Genomic DNA, 17,840 nt, shown 5'->3' with positions numbered 1-17,840 from the left:
GCAACTTTTAAATTTTTATTGCAACAATATTTTTAATCGAACATTGAAAATTACTTTTTGAGGGTTGACTAATTAATCCCGATGATATTGCCAGTTTTACTGTGCTGAAAGATGCCTCTGCTACCGCTATTTATGGGGCCCGTGGTTCAAATGGTGTTATCATTATTACTACCAAAACCGGCTCAAAAGGTAAACCTAAATTCAGCTTTACATCACAACTATCGGTATATACGCCCACTAAAGAAGTGCCGGTATTAACTCCTACGCAGTTTCGTGCATACGTAAATGCCAATGGTAATGCTACACAAAAAGCATTAATGGGTAATGCCAATACTGATTGGCAAAAAGAAATATACCATACTGCTTTGGGCCAAAATAATGAGCTAAGTATGTCGGGCTCTTTGAAAAATATGCCCTACAGAATTTCAGCGGGCTTTTTAAATCAGGATGGTATTTTGAAAACCGATAACTTAAAAAGAACATCTTTAAGTATAAACTTAAATCCGCATTTGTTTGATAATCATTTAAATATTCAATTAAGTGTATTAGGTACTTACAGCCAAAGCCGTTTTGCGAACCAGGGTGCTATTGGTGCTGCTGTTAATTTCGATCCAACACAACCGGTATACTCCGGCAGCAATCGTTTTGGCGGATATTGGGAGTGGTTAGATCCTACTTCCATCAGCGGATTAAAAGGCCTTGCGCCTCGTAACCCATTGGGCTTGTTAATGATGCGGGAAGATAAAAGCACCGTGCAAAGAAGTATTGGTAGTGCTCAGTTCGATTATAAAGTACACTTCCTGCCCGACTTACATGCTAAATTGAATTTGAGTTATGATATTTCTCAGGGTGAAGGAACCATTTATGTACCCGATAGTGCTGCCGCCAGCTACAAACGCTTTGTAGATGGCAATGGTAATTACCATAGTGGTGTGAATGACCACTACAAACAAACCAATTCCAATACCTTTTTACAGTTTTATTTGAATTATGTAAAAGATTTAAAATCAATACGTAGCCGCATTGACGTAATGGGTGGTTATGAATACAACGATTATTTAACTACCAATTATTATTATGCCGATTATTCTGCTAACGGCGTAAAAGCACCTAATTCAGATCCTACTTATCCGTTCGATAAACCCGAGAATACCATCCTTTCCTATTTCGGCCGTTTGAATTATACTTATGCCGATAAATATTTATTAACAGCTACTTTCCGTCGCGATGGTTCTTCTCGCTTTAGTCCCAATAACCGTTGGGGTAATTTCCCATCTGTAGCCGTTGCGTGGAAAATTAATCAGGAAAATTTTCTGAAAAATGTAAATGCATTGTCTGATTTAAAATTACGAGCCAGCTATGGTATCACAGGCCAGCAGGATGGTATTGGTAACTACGATTATATTTCTTATTATGGTTTAAGTAATGCAACCGCGCAATACGATTTTGGGGGAACGTATTACCAAATGTTCCGCCCCGGTGGTTATTATGCCAATCGTAAATGGGAGCAAACCGCCACTAGTAATATTGCTTTAGATTATGGCTTTCTCAACAATCGTATTACCGGTAGCATTGAGTATTATTATAGAAAAACAACCAACTTGTTAAACCTGATTAACCAACCTGCAGGTACCAATTTCTCTAACCAAATTGTGGCTAATGTGGGCGATATGGAAAACAAAGGTTTGGAATTTACCATTAATGCCACACCGGTTCGTACCAAAGATTTAGAGTGGAATGTAGGTTTTAATATTACTTACAATACCAATAAAATTACCAAATTAACCATTTCTAATGATCCCAATTATCCGGGTAACTTATACGGTGGTATTTCAGGCGGAACCGGAAATACCATCTTAATTAACTCAGTTGGTTATCCGCGTGGTTCATTTTATGTGTATAAACAGATTTATGATAAATCAGGCAAACCCATTGAAAATTTATTTGCCGATTTAAACAGAGATGGTATTATTACCGCCAGCGATTTATACCGTTATAAATATGCCGATCCTCGTGTATTCTTAGGGTTTAATACTAATTTAAATTACAAAAAATGGAATGGTGGTTTTTCTATGCGAGCCAACCTGGGTAACTACTTATACAACAACGTAGCATCCAGCACCGGTACCATGAAGAATATTTTGAATCCTTTAGGTTATTTGAGTAATGGTTCATCTGATGTATTAAATACCAACTTTACTGGCAATGGCACCAACTATTACTTGTCTGATTATTATGTACAGAATGCCTCATTCTTAAGAATGGATAATATTTTCATAGGCTACAATTTCGGGAAAGTGTTTAAAAATACAGTGGGCTTGCGTTTAGGCGCCAGTGTTCAGAATGTGTTTGTGATTACCGATTACAAAGGCACCGATCCTGAAATTAGCGGCGGTATAGACAACAATTTCTATATCAGGCCAAGAACATTTGTATTGAACCTGAATTTAGATTTTTAATCAAAATTCCATTTGCTACAATTATAAAAAATAAGATATGAAAAATAATTTGCTTAAAATAACAATGGTGGCTACACTGGCAGCAGGAGTAATGATATCCTGCACCAAGAAGTTAGATCTAACCCCCACCAATGGTATAACCGCCAATCAGGTGTTTAGTACAGCGCAGGGGTATATAGAAGCGGCTGCAAAAGTATATGGCAGTTTTGCATTAACCGGAAATCAGGGTCCGGCCGGTAGTGGCGATATTCAGGGAATTGATGAAGGTACTTCCGATTTCTTTCGTCTGTATTGGAATGCACAGGAGTTAAGTACTGATGAAGCCGTTGTGGCCTGGGGCGATCCGGGTTTACAAGATTTTCATTTAATGAACTGGACTGCCAATAACCCCATGTTGCAAGGTTTGTATTATCGTTCCTTTTATCAAATAACACTCTGTAACAATTTTATCAATCAGGCTTCTGATGCTAATCTGGCGGCCAGGGGCATTACCGGAACCAATGCAGATAATATTCGCAGCTTTAGAACAGAGGCACGTTTTTTAAGAGCTTATCAATACAGTGTGCTCATGGATTTATTTGGTAATCCACCATTTGCAACGGAGAAGGATGCCATTGGTTCATTCCTGCCCAAACAAATTAAACGTGCCGACTTATTCAACTATGTTGAATCTGAATTGAAAGCCTGTGATTCCAGCTTGCCGGCACCAAAAGCTAACCAGTATGGCAGGGCCGATAAAGCTGCAGCAGAAGCTTTATTAGCACGTATTTATTTGAATGCACAGGTGTATACCGGAACTGCTCGATATACTGATGCAATTACCTATGCTTCTAAAGTAATTAATGAAGGCTATAGTTTAATGCCCGATTATCGGTGGTTAATGCGTGCAGATAATAACTTAAATACCAATGAATTTATTTTTACCATTAACTATGATGGTTTAAAAACACAAAATTATGGCGGTTCAACATTCCTCTGCCACGGTTCATTAGGCGGCAGCATGAATGCCGGCGATTATGGATTGGATGCGGCCTGGGCCGGTATGCGAACCACTAAAAGTTTAGTGAATTTATTTCCTGACCCCAACGGCAATGCCGACCAACGTGCTGAATTTTATACCAGCGGACAAAATCTGGAAATCAATTCACTCACCACTTTTACCGATGGATATGCCGTTCAAAAATTCATCAATAAAACAAGGCCTACCACACCTAATGTATTAACATCGGGCAATAATGGCTCTAATCCCACATTTGCCGATGTTGATATTCCCTTATTCCGCCTGCCTGAAATGTATTTAATTTATGCAGAAGCGGTTTTACGTGGGGGTACAGGTGGCAGCGTTTCACAGGCATTAACCTATATCAATCAATTGCGCACCCGTGCTTATGGTGGCAGCACTGCAGGAAATATTGGAACAGCTGATTTAACACTCGATTTTATTTTAGCAGAACGTTCTCGTGAATTGTATTGGGAAGGATTTAGAAGAACCGATTTAATTCGCTATGGCAAGTTCACAACATCAGCCTATTTATGGCCTTGGAAAGGTGGCGTGCCTACCGGAACATCTGTAGGCGATTACAGAAACCTGTATCCATTGCCTTCATCAGATGTATCTTCTAATACCAACTTAACGCAAAATCCGGGCTATTAATTTTCAGGCTGCCGGCCTTCCACAAAATGTTGGCAGCTGTATTAAAATAAAGAAATTTATACAGCGAATATTGAAAATAAAACAGCAGATTCTTTATAAATAAACATTTTAAAATATACACAAATGAAAACATTACTTGCCAAACTCCTCATCTTCGGTGTAGCCATGGCATTGTTTGCATCTTGTAAAAAAGATGATGCCATCGATACCTTTCAGGGTGGCACTGCTCCGGTGTTAACTGCATCGGTAACAGGTAACATTCCGTTAAGTTATGCTACTGCAGGCAATACTGCATTTACCTTAAATTGGACCAATCCAAACTACATGTTCACATCGGGCATTAGTTCACAAAATGTATCTTACTTAATTGAAATAGATACCACAGGTTCTAATTTTACCAATCCTAATCGTCAAGCAGTATCCGTTAGTACCGATTTAAGCATCACATTTACACAAAGCCAGTTTAACGATTATTTGTTGAACCAGTTGGGACTTGCCCCTGGCGTACAGCACAATATTGAAATAAGAGTAACCGCTTCCATCAACTCAGTAAAAGCAACCAACTTGCTCTCAAATGTTTTGAAATTTACTGCTACACCCTATGCCATTCCTCCTAAAGTAGCACCACCAGCATCAGGAAAATTATTTTTAATTGGTGGCGATCCTAAATTAAATTCTTGGGGCAATCCGGTACCAACACCGCAGTTGCAGTTTAAACAAGTAACACCAACATTATATACTATTACGGTGCAAATGAGTGGAGGTGATAATACTACATCTGCTAATCAATATTTGTTTATACCGGTAAATGGTGACTGGTCGCATAAATATGCCACAAAAGCATCATTAAGTCCAACAGAAACCGGTGGTGGTTTTGGTTATGATTTAAGTGATAATTTTCCCGGCCCCACTGCTCCGGGTACGTATACCATTACCGTTGATTTTCAAAAAGGGAAATATACAGTTGTTAAACAATAACATACGTTCAACTTACTGAACAGGTTTACTAAACAACAATTGATAATAAGAAAAAATAAATATATGAAACCAATTTTTAAACTCAGCTTTCTTGCTTTACTTCTTGCAGTAATTTTTACTGCCTGCGATAAGGTGGGAAGCTTGCCTACTTATAAGCCTGGCACTGTGGTAACATTAAGTGCATCAGCTACTAGTATTGCGCCTGCCATGGCCGATTCCGATAAAGTAGTGCTTACACTGAACTGGACAAATCCCAATTATTCCGTTGATACTTCTAATGTGAAGTTTATTGTTGAAATCGACTCTTCCGGCAGAAATTTTGCCAAAGAAGTTACCCGTGTGGTGAATGTTACCCGCAGCTATTCTTTTACAGCAAAAGATTTGAATAATATTTTGCTGGGCTTTGGCTTTGCTTACAACACCAAATACCCCATTGATTTTAGAATTACTTCCTCTTATGCCAATAACAATGAGCAACTGAAATCAAATGTAGTTACGATTAACTTTACAACATATAAAGTTCCACCCAAAGTAACGCCACCTGCTTCTAAAACACTTTTTTTAGTAGGCAGTGCCACAGCAGGGGCATGGAGCAATCCGGTACCATTACCTGCACAACAATTCAAAATGCTCGATTCTGTAACCTATCAGGGTAATTTTTATCTGAATGGTGGCGCTGAATACCTTTTGTTGCCTGTAAATGGCGACTGGAGCAATAAATATTCCGTAGCCGATAAAACTGTTCCCGGATTAAGCGCCGGTGGTAGTTTTGGTGCCAACCTAAGCGATAATATTCCCGGCCCGGCCAATACCGGTATTTATACCATTACGGTCGATTTTCAGCATGGCACTTTTACTGTAGTATCTGCACAGAAATTTGGTTTGCTATGGGTTCCCGGCGATTATCAGGGCTGGAATCCGGCTACAGCGCCTAACCTCGGTTCTCCTAAAAACGATGGTAATTACGATGGTTACATCAACATTCCTTCCGGAGGTTCCTATCAGTTTAAATTCACAACCGCACCCAATTGGAATAATGTATTGGGCGATGGTGGCGGAGGCACCTTAAGTCCGAGCGGAGGTAACCTTAGTGTTCCGGCCGGCGGTTACTACCATATTGTAGCCAATACTAATAACAATACCTGGTCAGCTACAGCAACTACTTGGAGTGTAATTGGTAGTTTTAGTGCCAGTGGCTGGAGCAATGATATTAATTTAACGTATGATGCAGGATCCAATACCTGGTCAGGTACCATTACTGCAACTGCAGGCGATCAGTTTAAGTTCCGCGCCAATCACGATTGGGGCTTAAATTATGGCGATACCGGTGCCGATGGTAGTTTAGACCCTGGTGGCGATAACATTAACCTTACTGCAGGTACACATAAAATTATTTTGTACTTAACCGGTGCGGGTTATTATACTTACACCATTCAATAATTTTTTCTTATTCTTTTTTTTAAGCCGGGTACACTACTGCCCGGCTTTTTTATGCCTGTGCTTGGCTACTGTTTTTACCGGTATCAGGTAAACAATTCATCAGTCATTGATACATTACAATTAAACATTGCTTACTTTGCAAACACTAAAAAGGTATTATGTTATATTCAATGACCGGTTATGGAAGAACAGAACAAAGTATTGGTGATAAAACATTTATTGTAGAACTCCGCTCCCTGAACGGCAAACAATTCGATTTGCGATTGCAGATGCCTGCCATGCTAAAACCTTTTGAGTTCGATATTCGCAGTATGTTAAGCGAATCGCTGGAAAGAGGAAGTATAGAATGTATCATCAATCTAAAACAAAATGGCGGTGCAAAACCCGTAACCATTAATACCGATTTGTTAAAAGCTTACTATACCTCAGTTGTGCAAATAGCACATGAACTGAATGCAGAGGCCGATCACCTGCTGGCGGCTGTTTTAAGATTACCCGAAGTGGTGGTGAATACTACCGAAGTAATGACTGACGAGGAATGGGTAAGCTTTAAAAAAATATTGGACACCGCCCTGCAACAATTAAAACAACATCGTTTACAGGAAGGTAAGTCTATTGAAAAAGATTTATTGCTGCGCCTGCAGAATATTGAAGCACAGCAAAAACAAATTGCAGCTTTAGAACCTTTACGTCGCGAAAAAATAAGGGAGAATATTGTAAAATTGTTGGAAGAATGGGTAGGAAAAGATAATTATGATGCAAACCGGTTAGAACAGGAACTCATTTACTATATTGAAAAAATTGATATCAGTGAAGAACAGGTTAGGTTGCAAAATCATTGTAACTATTTCCGTTCTATTATTGAAGCCAACGAAAGCAGCAAAGGCAAAAAACTCTCTTTTATATTGCAGGAGTTTGGCAGGGAAATCAATACCACCGGTTCAAAGGCCAATGATGCTGCCATTCAAAAATGTGTGGTATTAATGAAAGATGAATTGGAAAAAGCGAAGGAACAAGTATTGAACGTTTTATAACAAGTAACGTTATTTTTAAATACAACTCAATTTAAGTAGAAATAGCTGCCGGCTGTTTCTCATCAAAATATACCTCAACCTATGAAGCATCGCTACTTCTTTATTGTTATGGTAGTATTGATAATGACCGCATGTACTACTCTGAATGTATTTGAAAAATCAATTCCTTTTCCAAGTCATACCTGGAGCAGTACCGATACCCCTTCTTTTCATTTTAATATTACCGATACCAATGCCTTCTATAATTTGTATGTAGTGTTCAGGCATGAAGATGGCTATCGCTACAAAAACATTTGGCTGCATATTACTGTTCATGATCCCGATTCAACCTATAGCTTCAACAGAGAATTTACCCTTGCCAACAATATGGGTTGGTTAGGTACAGCACTGGATGATATTGTAGACCATCGTGTGGCTTTTAATGCGTTACCTGCTAAATTAAAAAAGGGACAATATACATTTACCCTGCAACAGTTAATGCGGGAAGATCCGCTGCAACATGTGTTGAATGCAGGAATCAGGATAGAAAAATTTACACCATGAAGCTAACCTTTAAGCACAGATTAATTATAGTAAGTACCGTGTATTGGGTATTACTGCTCTATATTTTATCTGCTTTGCTTTGGTGGTTTATTGCGCTTAATCATCAAAATGATGCAATGACCTCGCTAAAACTTCAGGAAATTCAAACTTCAGATACCAATTATTTAAACCATGTAGCCAATATTTTACAGGAAAAACAACGCAAAACCGCACAATATATAGGAGAGGGGCTTACCTTTTTAGCGGTGATTATGATTGGCGCTGCATTTGTTTACCGCGCCACACGCCGCCAGATTAAACTATCGCAGCAACAGCAAAATTTTATGATGGCTGTTACGCATGAATTAAAAACCCCTATTGCCGTTGCACAACTTAATTTAGAAACTTTACAAAAAAGAAAATTGGAACCCGCTGTTCAGGAAAAATTATTGAGCAATACCCTGCAGGAAACCAATCGTTTAAATACACTTTGCAACAATATTTTATTTATGGCACAGTTAGAAGGCGGGGCTTACACAGTCAGTCATCAAAAGCTGAATATGGCAGCACTGGCGGATACTTGTGTAAAAGAAGCCATCAATCGTTTCCCCGGTCGCACTATTCAGGCGCACATTCAGGAGAATTGCTACGTAATGGGTGAACCGTTATTGTTACAAATGCTCATCAATAATTTAATTGAAAATGCGCTGAAGTATTCGCCTAAATCAGCACCTGTTTTATTACAATTATCTGCGCATGCACAATATGTTGTATTGGAAATAATAGATGAAGGTGCCGGTGTTGCAGAAGAAGAAAAGAAAAAAATATTCCGAAAATTTTACAGAACGGGTAATGAAAATGTGCGGAGCACAAAGGGTACCGGGTTAGGTCTGTACTTGTGTAAAAAAATTGCACAACAACACCACGCTACCATACAGGTATTGGATAATTTGCCCAATGGCAGTATTTTTAAAGTAACATTTCCTTTGTTGGAAGCGTAATTGTTGTTGTTGAAAGTTTATAACAAATCAATATAGAAGAAATGGCAGGAAAAGCAAGTATTTTATTGGCAGATGATGAAGAAAACTTACACGAAGCTTTAAAACTGAATTTAGAGTTAGAAGGCTATACCGTTACTTCTGCCTATAACGGAAGTGAGGCGCTAAAAGCTATTGCTAATGAGTATTTTGATTTAATTATATTAGATGTAATGATGCCCGAAGTAGATGGCATTAGCATAGCAGAAACCGTTCGGGTAAATAATAACGAAGTGCCTATTTTAATGTTAAGTGCAAAAAATACAGGAGCCGACCGGGTGCTGGGTTTAAAAAAAGGGGCCGACGATTATTTAACCAAACCCTTTAATTTAGAAGAGCTGTTAATACGAATAGAAAAACTGATTGAAAAGAATAAAAAATTGCAGGTAAAAGAAACCATTGGCGAGCAATATGATTTTGGAAATAACAAAATTGATTTTAAAGCGCAGGAAGCCATTACCTGGAATGGCACAAAAGTAGATTTGAGCAAAAAAGAAGCCATGCTGTTGAAATTACTGATTGAAAACAAAGGGGAAGTGGTATCCCGTGAAAAAATTTTACAGGTGGTTTGGGGTTACAATGTGTACCCCACTACCAGAACCATTGATAATTTTATACTAAACTTCCGGAAATATTTTGAGCAGGATAGTAAAAATCCTAAATACTTTCATTCAGTAAGAGGCTCCGGTTATAAGTTTACGCCGGAGGAATAAATAAAATTTTTAGCTGCTCTGCAATGTCATATCTGTTGGTATTAGCCACCTTCGCATACAATGCCCGGTTACATGCCGCTATTAATTCCTGTAATGCCTCTTTTCTGCTGCTATCTGTTTCCCGCTCTTCTTCTACCAATGCCATAGCTTTCACTGCTTTAAAAAAGGATATATCGTCTGGTATGGTTAGTAATTCGTAAATATGATTGGTTTCAATCGGTTGAACAATTGGCGACTCCTGTGTATTTGCTGTTATACCGGTTTCTTGTGCTGTAGTTTTATTGATTTGTGTTGCTGATGCCAGGCCAGGCTCTTGTTTGGCTGCGGCTTTCTTTTGCCTGCCATATACAATCCACCACCCAATGGCTACAATCAGTCCAATGCCGGGAATAATCCATATATATGTTGGATTGGTATTACCTTGGGTATACAAATCAGGATTGATGAAATTTTTTAAAGCAGGCCCCACCTGAATGGGAATACTGTCTGTTTGAATGGTTTGATAATCACCTGTTTCTGTATTATAAAAGTTGTATGTAATAGCGGGTATAACGGCATTGCCTTGTTGTTTACAGGTAAAAGGTATGGTAAAGGTTTTAGTACCCTCAGCAGGATATACTAATTTATTCACTTCACTTTCCTCTGCAATTGAGTAATGGGCAATATTTTTAGGCCAAATAATGGCAGGATCTGTAACCGATGAGAAATTGCCATTTCCCTTTATTTCAATCACTAATCTATTTACATCACCCGCCGTGTCAGTCTTTTTTTCCACACGGGCATTCATGGTAAAATGGCCAATAGCACCTGTAAAATGCTCGGGTTTGTTACGCAAGGGCAATGCCATTACTGTTAGTTGCATTGGTGCATTACTGCATAAACCGCTGTAGTCAACAGATCCATTAACGGCGTTGTTTTTTAACGTATAAAATGTTACTGTATTTTGAACGGTGGCTGCATTGAGTGTAATGGTACCCGTGGTTAATGGTATCAGTTGCACTTTCCTTATTATGAAAGTGTTGTACATTTTCCCATTCCATTGTTTTTTTTCAGAGTGTAAATCCTGAGTGGTCATTTCATACACCGTACATCCATTAAATGCCGGTTGCTGAATGAGTTTGGCCGAAGTTCGTAGCCGGGAATAAAGGGTATAGGTTACCAAAATAGGCTCGCCTACTACACATTTGCTTTTACTGGCTTCTACCCGAACAAAAATATTCTCTTTCGTTTTTTGCGCTGCATCTTCACCCGGAAATAAAATGGCATTGCGTTCTATACCGGTAGTTTCCTCTTCTTCATCGGGTTCAAAAAAACCTCCCGGCATTTGCACACCGGCTTGTGGCGAATGATCGGCAGGTATTTGCTGTTGTACCGTAATGGCAAGCGGCTTGCAATGTAAAGTAGTGTTGTTGATCTGTAAACCGGCTGCAGGTACAACCAATTTACCGGTTTTTTTAGGTTGTAGTAAGTATACAAAATTACTTTCTGCATGATACTTTCCGTTGGCATATACCTGTTGGGTTTGAAAGTCGGGCCCCGAAATAATATTCCAATTTTTAAAATCAGGTGCTTCCCAATTTTGCATTTCTGCTAAACCGGCATAAGTATAGCTTACCTGCAGTGTTTCTTTTAATCCGATTGTGGTATAGGTGGTATTAATTTGAAAGTTGCTTTGTGCAAATACAGAAACACCGGGCAGTGTCAATAAACCAACGAGTAAATAATATTTTAACAAATGAACCATAGGTACTAAACAAAAATAAAGCCTTACAGCCATGCTTTCAGTAAAATCTGGTTAATATGCGGTTAAAACATATTGCGCAATGATGTATGTTTGTTGAAAATAGTTTAGAATGAATTTTGAAAGTACGGTTGAATTTTTAGAACCGCTGCCTATTGATGCAATAGCCAATGAACAAATGTATCTGGAGTCGCATATAGGGGGGCAAATTGATATGCATATAGCCGATGCACCTTTTCCCAATATTGAAGAAGCCGATGTGGTATTGGTGGGTTGTAATGATATGCGTGGTGCCGGTATTCATAGCCATACATCAGGTACCGATGCTATTCGCGAAGCATTTTATCAATTGTTTTACTGGCACAAAGAAATAAAAATTGCCGACCTCGGTAATGTAAAACGAGGCGCTACTCTATCCGATTCGTATGCAGCATTAAAAACAGTAGTGCTTGAGTTAATGGCTAAAGGAAAAAGAGTAATGGTAATTGGCGGTTCACACGATCAAACACTGGCTTTGTACCAGGCTTTTGCTGATGCACAAAAAATTATAGAAGCAGTTTGTGTTGATTCGGTGATTGATTTAAATATGGATAGCCCTGCACCTGCTGATCATTTTTTAATACAAATGTTAACTTCAGAGCCCAATTATTTAAGACACTACAATCATATCGGGTTCCAGAGTTATTTAACGCATCCCAATATGTTGCAAACCATCGATAAATTAAGATTCGATTGTGTACGGGTGGGCAAGGTAAAAGAAAATATGGAAGAAGTAGAACCCTCTATTCGCAATGCGCATTTATTCAGCTTTGATATTTCGGCCATTCAGCATGCACATGCACCGGCCAACCGCTTAACACCAAACGGATTTACCGGCGAAGAGGCTTGTAAATTAATGCAGTTTGCCGGTATGAGCCATACCGTACAGGCCATGGGTATTTTTGGATATAATGCTGATAACGATGTACATAACCTCACTGCCAAACAAATTGCACACATGTTGTGGTATATGATGGATGGTATGCTGAAAAGCAAACAGGAAGCTCGTTTCGAAGAAAAGGAACATTTTAATTCTTTTCATTTGGCATTTGCAGAATTTGATACTGTTTTCATGCAAAGCAAAAAAACAGGCAGATGGTGGATGCAAACTTTTGATGGTAAATTTATTCCCTGCAGTAAAATGGATTATATCATTGCCTGCACCGATGAAATACCCGAACGTTGGTTACGTTATGCTGAACGCTTATAAAATTTGATTATGAAAATGATGGATGCACTGCTCCAAAAGCTTCAATCTTATCTTGCGGTTGCTATTGCAGTAATTTGTTTTACTTCCTGTATCACACATAAAAAAATACAGGCTGCACCGCCAAATGCTGCTACTGTTATCAACAATATAACAGTAGCAAAAAAAGCAGATGCATTAGACAGTCTGTTAGAGAACCCTGCCATTAAAGGTGCACAGGTGGGTATTTGTGTAGCAGATGCAGATAGCAGTAATTACCTGTTTCAATATCAGTCTGATAAATATTTTATACCCGCCAGTAACATGAAATTATTAACCTGTTATGCGGCCATGCAATATTTAGGGGATAGCTTAACAGCTTTACGTTATGTGGACAAAGGAAATGATACCATTGAGGTAGAACCCAATGGCGATCCTACTTTCTTAATTTCTGATTTTGCTAACCAGCCGGTATATCAGTTTCTAAAGCAACAAAAAAATATTTTGATAACCACCACTAATTGGAAAGACAATGCTTTAGGTGCCGGATGGGCATGGGATGATTATTCAGAAGATTATATGGCCGAACGCTCAGCCATGCCTGTTTATGGCAATGTGGCTACGTTTACCTATGGAAAAGTAGAACCTGCTTATTTTCAAGATAAGGTCAGTAATCCCAATCATATCCGTTCTCGTTTCTATGCTATTAAAAGAAACCTGGGTAGTAATCACTTTGAAATGATTCCTTCGGGAAGAGAAATGCACAGTGTACAAGTGCCTTTTTTTACGGCTCAAACCGGTTTATTGGCACAGTTGTTAACCGATACCCTGCATGTGCCGGTAACCGAAAGTAATTTTACACTGAACCGCCTGCCCGATGTGCAACGCATCTATTCCCAACCCACCGATTCACTGCTGAAAATAATGATGCACAGAAGCGATAATTTTTTTGCGGAACAGAGTTTATTAATGGTGAGCAATGAATTGCTGAGCGAAATGAATGACAGAAAAATCATTAACAGGTTATTGGAAACTGATTTTGCTGCCTTACCCCAAAAACCCAAATGGGTGGATGGCAGCGGATTAAGTCGCTATAATTTAATTACTCCCGCCGATTTGATTGCTGTTTTATTGAAAATGAAAAACAGTTTTGGTATGCCACGCATTACTGCCATTTTACCCGCCGCCAATGCGGGTACGTTAAGTGGGTATTACCAACCATTTTCCGGTAATTTATTTGCCAAAACAGGTACTCTCAGCAACCATGTAGCTATTAGCGGTTATGTAACTACGGCATCCGGTAAACCCATTGTATTTTCAGTATTGGTAAATAACCATGTAAGCAGTGCCACTGCGGTTAGAAGAGCTGTTGAAAATTACCTTACGGCTTTTATTCGCTCCCATTAAAAAAAGAGAGGTATCCATTTTTTGTCGGGATACTTTTTGCAGAATACACCCCACACACAAAAAATTTTGAAATACGAAGTATTCACGAACACCATTGGAAATAATACTGACGTGAGTAAATTAAAATTATTTGTATCCGTAAAAATATTTTTTCTGCGATGCACAGTAACCTTTATCTGGCGAATGATGGACTGATTCCTTACCCATTTTATTTCTTTGTTCTCTACTAAGTTTGCAAATTTCTAATGGCATTGAATCTATAGCAAACACATCAGCTTGTTTATTAGGCCTTGCTGCCATTAACTTTCGCGTCTACTCTGTTTTCTCAAATAAAAACTTTCTGCGGTCATTGTATTGTCTTCTGCCAATGATATTTTCAAATTCAACTGCATACTCCGATGTAAGTTTTGAAAACAAATAATGCTCACTATCAATACTTAAACATTCCGCAGTAAAACTTAATGCCATTACTTCTATATCCGAAAATCTTGGCACTACTCCACGCCTTTTAAAGTTCCCTTTTTCATTTACAGCTTCCCCTAAAATATCTTTTAGAACCTCAACTATTTTATCGAAATTTGTTTTGATGTTGTGCATGTTGAATAAGTAGGTTTAGTCACTTCCTTAGACAACTGCATGACATCTTTTAACGCTTCATCTAAAAATTTAATTCCGCCAACAGGTTAATTTATTATTCATATTTTAATACAATTAGCATATTTCAAGATAGTTTGCTTGTTTATTGTTTTTTCTATTTTAACCCTAAACAACACAGGTAGTTGCGAGTATTGCTGAATGAAAATTTCTGTTTGTGGCGTATGTTCACCGTTAAATACAATACCAAGAACAGGGATATTTCTGCGTCTTAATTCCTGAATGGTTAGCAATGTATGATTGATGCTTCCTAAATAATTTCTTGAAACTAAAACAACGCTAACGCCCAAATGCGATATCAAATCGGCAATTAAACATTGGTTGTTAAGCGGCACCATCAAGCCTCCGGCACCTTCAATGATTATATGATTTTCTGTTTCCGGAAGATTAAAATCTTCCAAATTAATAGTTACTCTGTCAATTTCAGATGCTGCGTGTGGCGATAAAGGTTGTGAAAGTTTGTATATCTCAGGATGGTAAACTGTATCAGGATTATTTACTAAACTCTTAACTTTCATAGTGTCGGTATTTTGTAAATCACCCGACTGCACAGGTTTCCAATAATCTGCCTTTAATGCCTGCGTAAGAATAGCCGAAACAATTGTTTTACCAACATTAGTGTCGATACCTGTTACAAATATTCTTTTCATATTTATCTTATTTTTTCAAATTTTAATCTTTTGCCTTTTATATCACCTGTAATGTTTCCATTTTCATACACTAAGTTTCCGTTAACAAATGTGTGTGTGATTCTGCTCTTGAAAATTTGTCCTGATAAAGGCGACCATTTGCATTTATACAGAAGGTTTTGAGTAGTTACTTCCCATTGATTATTTATATCAAGTAAAACCAAATCGGCATAATATCCTTCTCTGATATAGCCCCTTTCTTTTATCCGGTAAATTTCGGCAACATGGTGACTTGTTTTTTCAACTAGCTTCTCTATACTTATTTTCCCTTGATGATAAAGTTCAAGCATAACCGGCAAAGCGTGCTGAACTAAAGGACATCCGGAGAGGGACTGAAAATAATTGCCGGCTTTCTCCTCTATTGTGTGTGGTGCATGGTCTGTGGCAATAATATCCAACTTGTTATCTAATAAAGATTGCAGCAGTCCATTTTTATCGGCTTCTGTTTTAATGGAAGGATTCCATTTTATTTTGGATCCCATTTTTTCATAATCCTTATCAGAAAACCAGAGATGATGAACGCATGCTTCTGCTGTAATTCGCTTATCCCGGATTGAGATTTTATTATTAAAAAGATTCGCTTCTGCTAAAGTTGAGATATGAAGAAGATGGAGACGATTGTTATGTTTACCTGCAATACACAATACTCTTTCAGTAGCTCTTAAACAAGCCTCCTCATTTCTTATCAGAGGGTGACAATTAAAAGGTATGTTGTCACCATATTTTTTCCAATATATTTCAGTATTCCTTTTAATGATATTGTCATCTTCACAATGCAAGGCAACTAAAGTATTTGTTCGTGAAAAAAGTTTTTCAAGGAAGTCCGGGTAATTAGCCAGAATCCCTTCATCATTATTAAAATAAAGTCCGTCATCTGTAATTCCGCAAACATTTTCCGTATCTGTTTTTAATGCTTCTTCTATATTATTTTTATTAATGCCCATAAAAAAAGAATAGTTGGCAAGCGATTTTTGCGAAGCGATACTGTATTTTTCTTCCAGCAATTCCAGTGTAAGCGTATTCGGGATGGTATTGGGCATATCCATAAAAGAGGTAATGCCTCCTGCAACAGCGGCTTTAGATTCGGATGAAATATCTCCTTTGTGAGTAAGTCCCGGTTCCCTGAAATGAACCTGGTCATCAATTACACCTGGAATTAAATACAGCCCTTCGGCATTAATTTCCTGATAACCAGCTTTTAGTTTCATATCAATTTCAGATACAATTTTTTCAATTCTATCGTTTAAAATCAACACATCAGCTACAAATATTTTTCCTTCATTTACTACAGAAGCATTGCGTATAAGTGTATTCATGCCCTATCTTTTAGTTGCTCTTTCTAATCGGTCATTTATAGTTCTTCCAAGACCTGTATCAGGAAATCGTTCCGCAATAATAATATCTAAATTATTTTTATCCAGTCGATGTAAAGCAGCATATAAATTTGCTGCTGCTTCTTTTAAATCTCCCGATTTTGACAGCACTTCCTGATGAATAATTTTTTTATCCCGTATTTCCCGGTTAAATAATAGCAATCCGATTTTTTTGTCAGAGAATGTTTTGATTAGTTCTTGTACATCATTGGTGAGAATTGTAGTTGTAACCGGAGCATAATGTTTTGAAAGCATTCCGGGAGCTTCTGGTTCTGTTTCATTTTTAGTAACAATCTTTACTTTGCCAGCCACAGTTTCTATTTCTTCCACCGAAATGGAACCAAGCCGATACAAGATTACCTCATTATTATTAAAACCAATGATGGTTGATTCTATACCTTTTTTACAAATCCCTCCATCTAAAATAATTTGTAGTTCATCTTTAAAATATCCGGCAACATGTTTAGCACTTGTAGGGCTAATACACCCAAAAGGATTTGCGCTTGGAGCTGCCAGTGGAAAATTAACAGATTCTAAAAGCGATAATGCAACAGGGTGATTCGGAATTCTTACTGCTACTGTACTTTTTCCTGCAGTTACTATATCAGGAACAGAAGGATGTTTATTCAAAACTAATGTTAAAGGACCTGGCCAAAAAGTTTTGGCAAGCTTTAATGCACTTTCTGAAACATCAACAGCAACTTTGTCCAGGTAAGCCAATGATTTTATATGAACTATAAGCGGATTAATTAAAGGCCTTTTTTTTATTTCGTAAATTTTATTAATCGCTTTTTCGCTATAAATATTCCCTGCTAATCCATAAACTGTTTCAGTTGGAATTCCGATAACATCTTCATTATTTAAAAATTCGGATGCTACATCAATGTCAGTAATTATCAATGACATGTTGTTCT

Annotated in this window: 15 protein-coding genes; 10 read left to right on the top strand and 5 right to left on the bottom strand. The window is 37.9% G+C overall.

The window, feature by feature from the left end; genetic code table 11:
• Window positions 1-71 precede the first annotated feature (71 nt).
• The 8 genes from JK139_RS14065 (at window position 72) to JK139_RS14030 (ending at window position 9,837) form a co-directional block, all read left to right on the top strand.
• Window positions 72-2,459, top strand: coding sequence for a SusC/RagA family TonB-linked outer membrane protein (locus JK139_RS14065; protein ID WP_317196312.1), 2,388 nt, complete (start codon window positions 72-74; stop codon window positions 2,457-2,459).
• 37 nt (window positions 2,460-2,496) lie between these two features.
• Window positions 2,497-4,113 carry a RagB/SusD family nutrient uptake outer membrane protein gene (locus tag JK139_RS14060; RefSeq protein WP_228733243.1) on the top strand — a complete coding sequence of 539 codons (1,617 nt, stop codon included), beginning with the start codon at window positions 2,497-2,499 and terminating at the stop codon, window positions 4,111-4,113.
• A 123-nt stretch (window positions 4,114-4,236) separates the two neighbouring features.
• Entirely contained in the window at window positions 4,237-5,091 is an 855-nt protein-coding gene (locus tag JK139_RS14055) for a SusE domain-containing protein (protein WP_218331725.1), read from the top strand.
• 63 nt (window positions 5,092-5,154) lie between these two features.
• Window positions 5,155-6,531, top strand: coding sequence for a SusE domain-containing protein (locus JK139_RS14050; RefSeq protein ID WP_218331723.1), 1,377 nt, complete (start codon window positions 5,155-5,157; stop codon window positions 6,529-6,531).
• Between the two features lie 158 nt (window positions 6,532-6,689).
• Entirely contained in the window at window positions 6,690-7,565 is an 876-nt protein-coding gene (locus JK139_RS14045) for a YicC/YloC family endoribonuclease (RefSeq protein ID WP_068242144.1), read from the top strand.
• An 81-nt stretch (window positions 7,566-7,646) separates the two neighbouring features.
• Window positions 7,647-8,108: a gliding motility lipoprotein GldH gene (locus JK139_RS14040; protein WP_218331721.1), complete on the top strand. Its 462-nt coding sequence runs from the start codon at window positions 7,647-7,649 to the stop codon at window positions 8,106-8,108.
• Window positions 8,105-9,088, top strand: a complete 984-nt coding sequence (locus JK139_RS14035; protein ID WP_218331719.1) for a sensor histidine kinase — start codon at window positions 8,105-8,107, stop codon at window positions 9,086-9,088. Before JK139_RS14040 ends, JK139_RS14035 begins: the two co-directional genes overlap by 4 nt.
• Window positions 9,089-9,129: 41 nt before the next feature.
• On the top strand, window positions 9,130-9,837 hold the full coding sequence (locus tag JK139_RS14030; RefSeq protein ID WP_218331717.1) for a response regulator transcription factor: 708 nt from the start codon (window positions 9,130-9,132) through the stop codon (window positions 9,835-9,837).
• Here the strand turns inward: JK139_RS14030 and JK139_RS14025 are convergent.
• Complete coding sequence (locus JK139_RS14025; protein ID WP_218331715.1) at window positions 9,821-11,614, bottom strand: BatD family protein; 1,794 nt, start codon at window positions 11,612-11,614, stop codon at window positions 9,821-9,823. The genes JK139_RS14030 and JK139_RS14025 overlap by 17 nt on opposite strands.
• A gap of 76 nt (window positions 11,615-11,690) precedes the next feature.
• Between JK139_RS14025 and JK139_RS14020 the strand changes: the two genes are divergently transcribed.
• Together JK139_RS14020 and JK139_RS14015 are read left to right on the top strand one after the other, a co-directional pair.
• Window positions 11,691-12,827: a formimidoylglutamase gene (locus tag JK139_RS14020; RefSeq protein WP_218331713.1), complete on the top strand. Its 1,137-nt coding sequence runs from the start codon at window positions 11,691-11,693 to the stop codon at window positions 12,825-12,827.
• A gap of 9 nt (window positions 12,828-12,836) precedes the next feature.
• Complete coding sequence (locus JK139_RS14015; protein ID WP_218331711.1) at window positions 12,837-14,210, top strand: D-alanyl-D-alanine carboxypeptidase/D-alanyl-D-alanine-endopeptidase; 1,374 nt, start codon at window positions 12,837-12,839, stop codon at window positions 14,208-14,210.
• Window positions 14,211-14,522: 312 nt separating this feature from the next.
• On the opposite strand, the gene JK139_RS14010 is transcribed toward JK139_RS14015, so the two are convergent.
• From JK139_RS14010 to JK139_RS13995, 4 genes are all read right to left on the bottom strand, one after another.
• Entirely contained in the window at window positions 14,523-14,807 is a 285-nt protein-coding gene (locus JK139_RS14010) for a hypothetical protein (protein ID WP_218331709.1), read from the bottom strand.
• 98 nt (window positions 14,808-14,905) lie between these two features.
• Complete coding sequence (gene bioD / locus JK139_RS14005; protein WP_218331707.1) at window positions 14,906-15,514, bottom strand: dethiobiotin synthase; 609 nt, start codon at window positions 15,512-15,514, stop codon at window positions 14,906-14,908.
• A 2-nt stretch (window positions 15,515-15,516) separates the two neighbouring features.
• Window positions 15,517-16,869 carry a dihydroorotase gene (locus tag JK139_RS14000; protein ID WP_218331705.1) on the bottom strand — a complete coding sequence of 451 codons (1,353 nt, stop codon included), beginning with the start codon at window positions 16,867-16,869 and terminating at the stop codon, window positions 15,517-15,519.
• A 3-nt stretch (window positions 16,870-16,872) separates the two neighbouring features.
• Window positions 16,873-17,832 carry an L-threonylcarbamoyladenylate synthase gene (locus tag JK139_RS13995; RefSeq protein WP_218331703.1) on the bottom strand — a complete coding sequence of 320 codons (960 nt, stop codon included), beginning with the start codon at window positions 17,830-17,832 and terminating at the stop codon, window positions 16,873-16,875.
• Window positions 17,833-17,840 lie beyond the last annotated feature (8 nt).

Origin of the sequence: Hydrotalea lipotrueae, from assembly GCF_019249625.1 — a bacterium.
GTDB classification, from domain to species: Bacteria; Bacteroidota; Bacteroidia; order Chitinophagales; family Chitinophagaceae; genus Hydrotalea; species Hydrotalea flava.
This window is presented reverse-complemented; position numbering and strand designations above follow the sequence as displayed.

What these genes read in the sequence shown, in the direction of transcription:
- JK139_RS14060 (WP_228733243.1), top strand. Translation starts at nt 2,497, where the DNA reads ATGAAAAATAATTTGCTTAAAATAACAATGGTGGCTACACTGGCAGCA.
- JK139_RS14055 (WP_218331725.1), top strand. Translation starts at nt 4,237, where the DNA reads ATGAAAACATTACTTGCCAAACTCCTCATCTTCGGTGTAGCCATGGCA.
- JK139_RS14050 (WP_218331723.1), top strand. Translation starts at nt 5,155, where the DNA reads ATGAAACCAATTTTTAAACTCAGCTTTCTTGCTTTACTTCTTGCAGTA.
- JK139_RS14045 (WP_068242144.1), top strand. Translation starts at nt 6,690, where the DNA reads ATGTTATATTCAATGACCGGTTATGGAAGAACAGAACAAAGTATTGGT.
- JK139_RS14040 (WP_218331721.1), top strand. Translation starts at nt 7,647, where the DNA reads ATGAAGCATCGCTACTTCTTTATTGTTATGGTAGTATTGATAATGACC.
- JK139_RS14035 (WP_218331719.1), top strand. Translation starts at nt 8,105, where the DNA reads ATGAAGCTAACCTTTAAGCACAGATTAATTATAGTAAGTACCGTGTAT.
- JK139_RS14030 (WP_218331717.1), top strand. Translation starts at nt 9,130, where the DNA reads ATGGCAGGAAAAGCAAGTATTTTATTGGCAGATGATGAAGAAAACTTA.
- JK139_RS14025 (WP_218331715.1), bottom strand. Translation starts at nt 11,614, where the DNA reads ATGGCTGTAAGGCTTTATTTTTGTTTAGTACCTATGGTTCATTTGTTA.
- JK139_RS14020 (WP_218331713.1), top strand. Translation starts at nt 11,691, where the DNA reads ATGAATTTTGAAAGTACGGTTGAATTTTTAGAACCGCTGCCTATTGAT.
- JK139_RS14015 (WP_218331711.1), top strand. Translation starts at nt 12,837, where the DNA reads ATGAAAATGATGGATGCACTGCTCCAAAAGCTTCAATCTTATCTTGCG.
- JK139_RS14010 (WP_218331709.1), bottom strand. Translation starts at nt 14,807, where the DNA reads ATGCACAACATCAAAACAAATTTCGATAAAATAGTTGAGGTTCTAAAA.
- bioD (WP_218331707.1), bottom strand. Translation starts at nt 15,514, where the DNA reads ATGAAAAGAATATTTGTAACAGGTATCGACACTAATGTTGGTAAAACA.
- JK139_RS14000 (WP_218331705.1), bottom strand. Translation starts at nt 16,869, where the DNA reads ATGAATACACTTATACGCAATGCTTCTGTAGTAAATGAAGGAAAAATA.
- JK139_RS13995 (WP_218331703.1), bottom strand. Translation starts at nt 17,832, where the DNA reads ATGTCATTGATAATTACTGACATTGATGTAGCATCCGAATTTTTAAAT.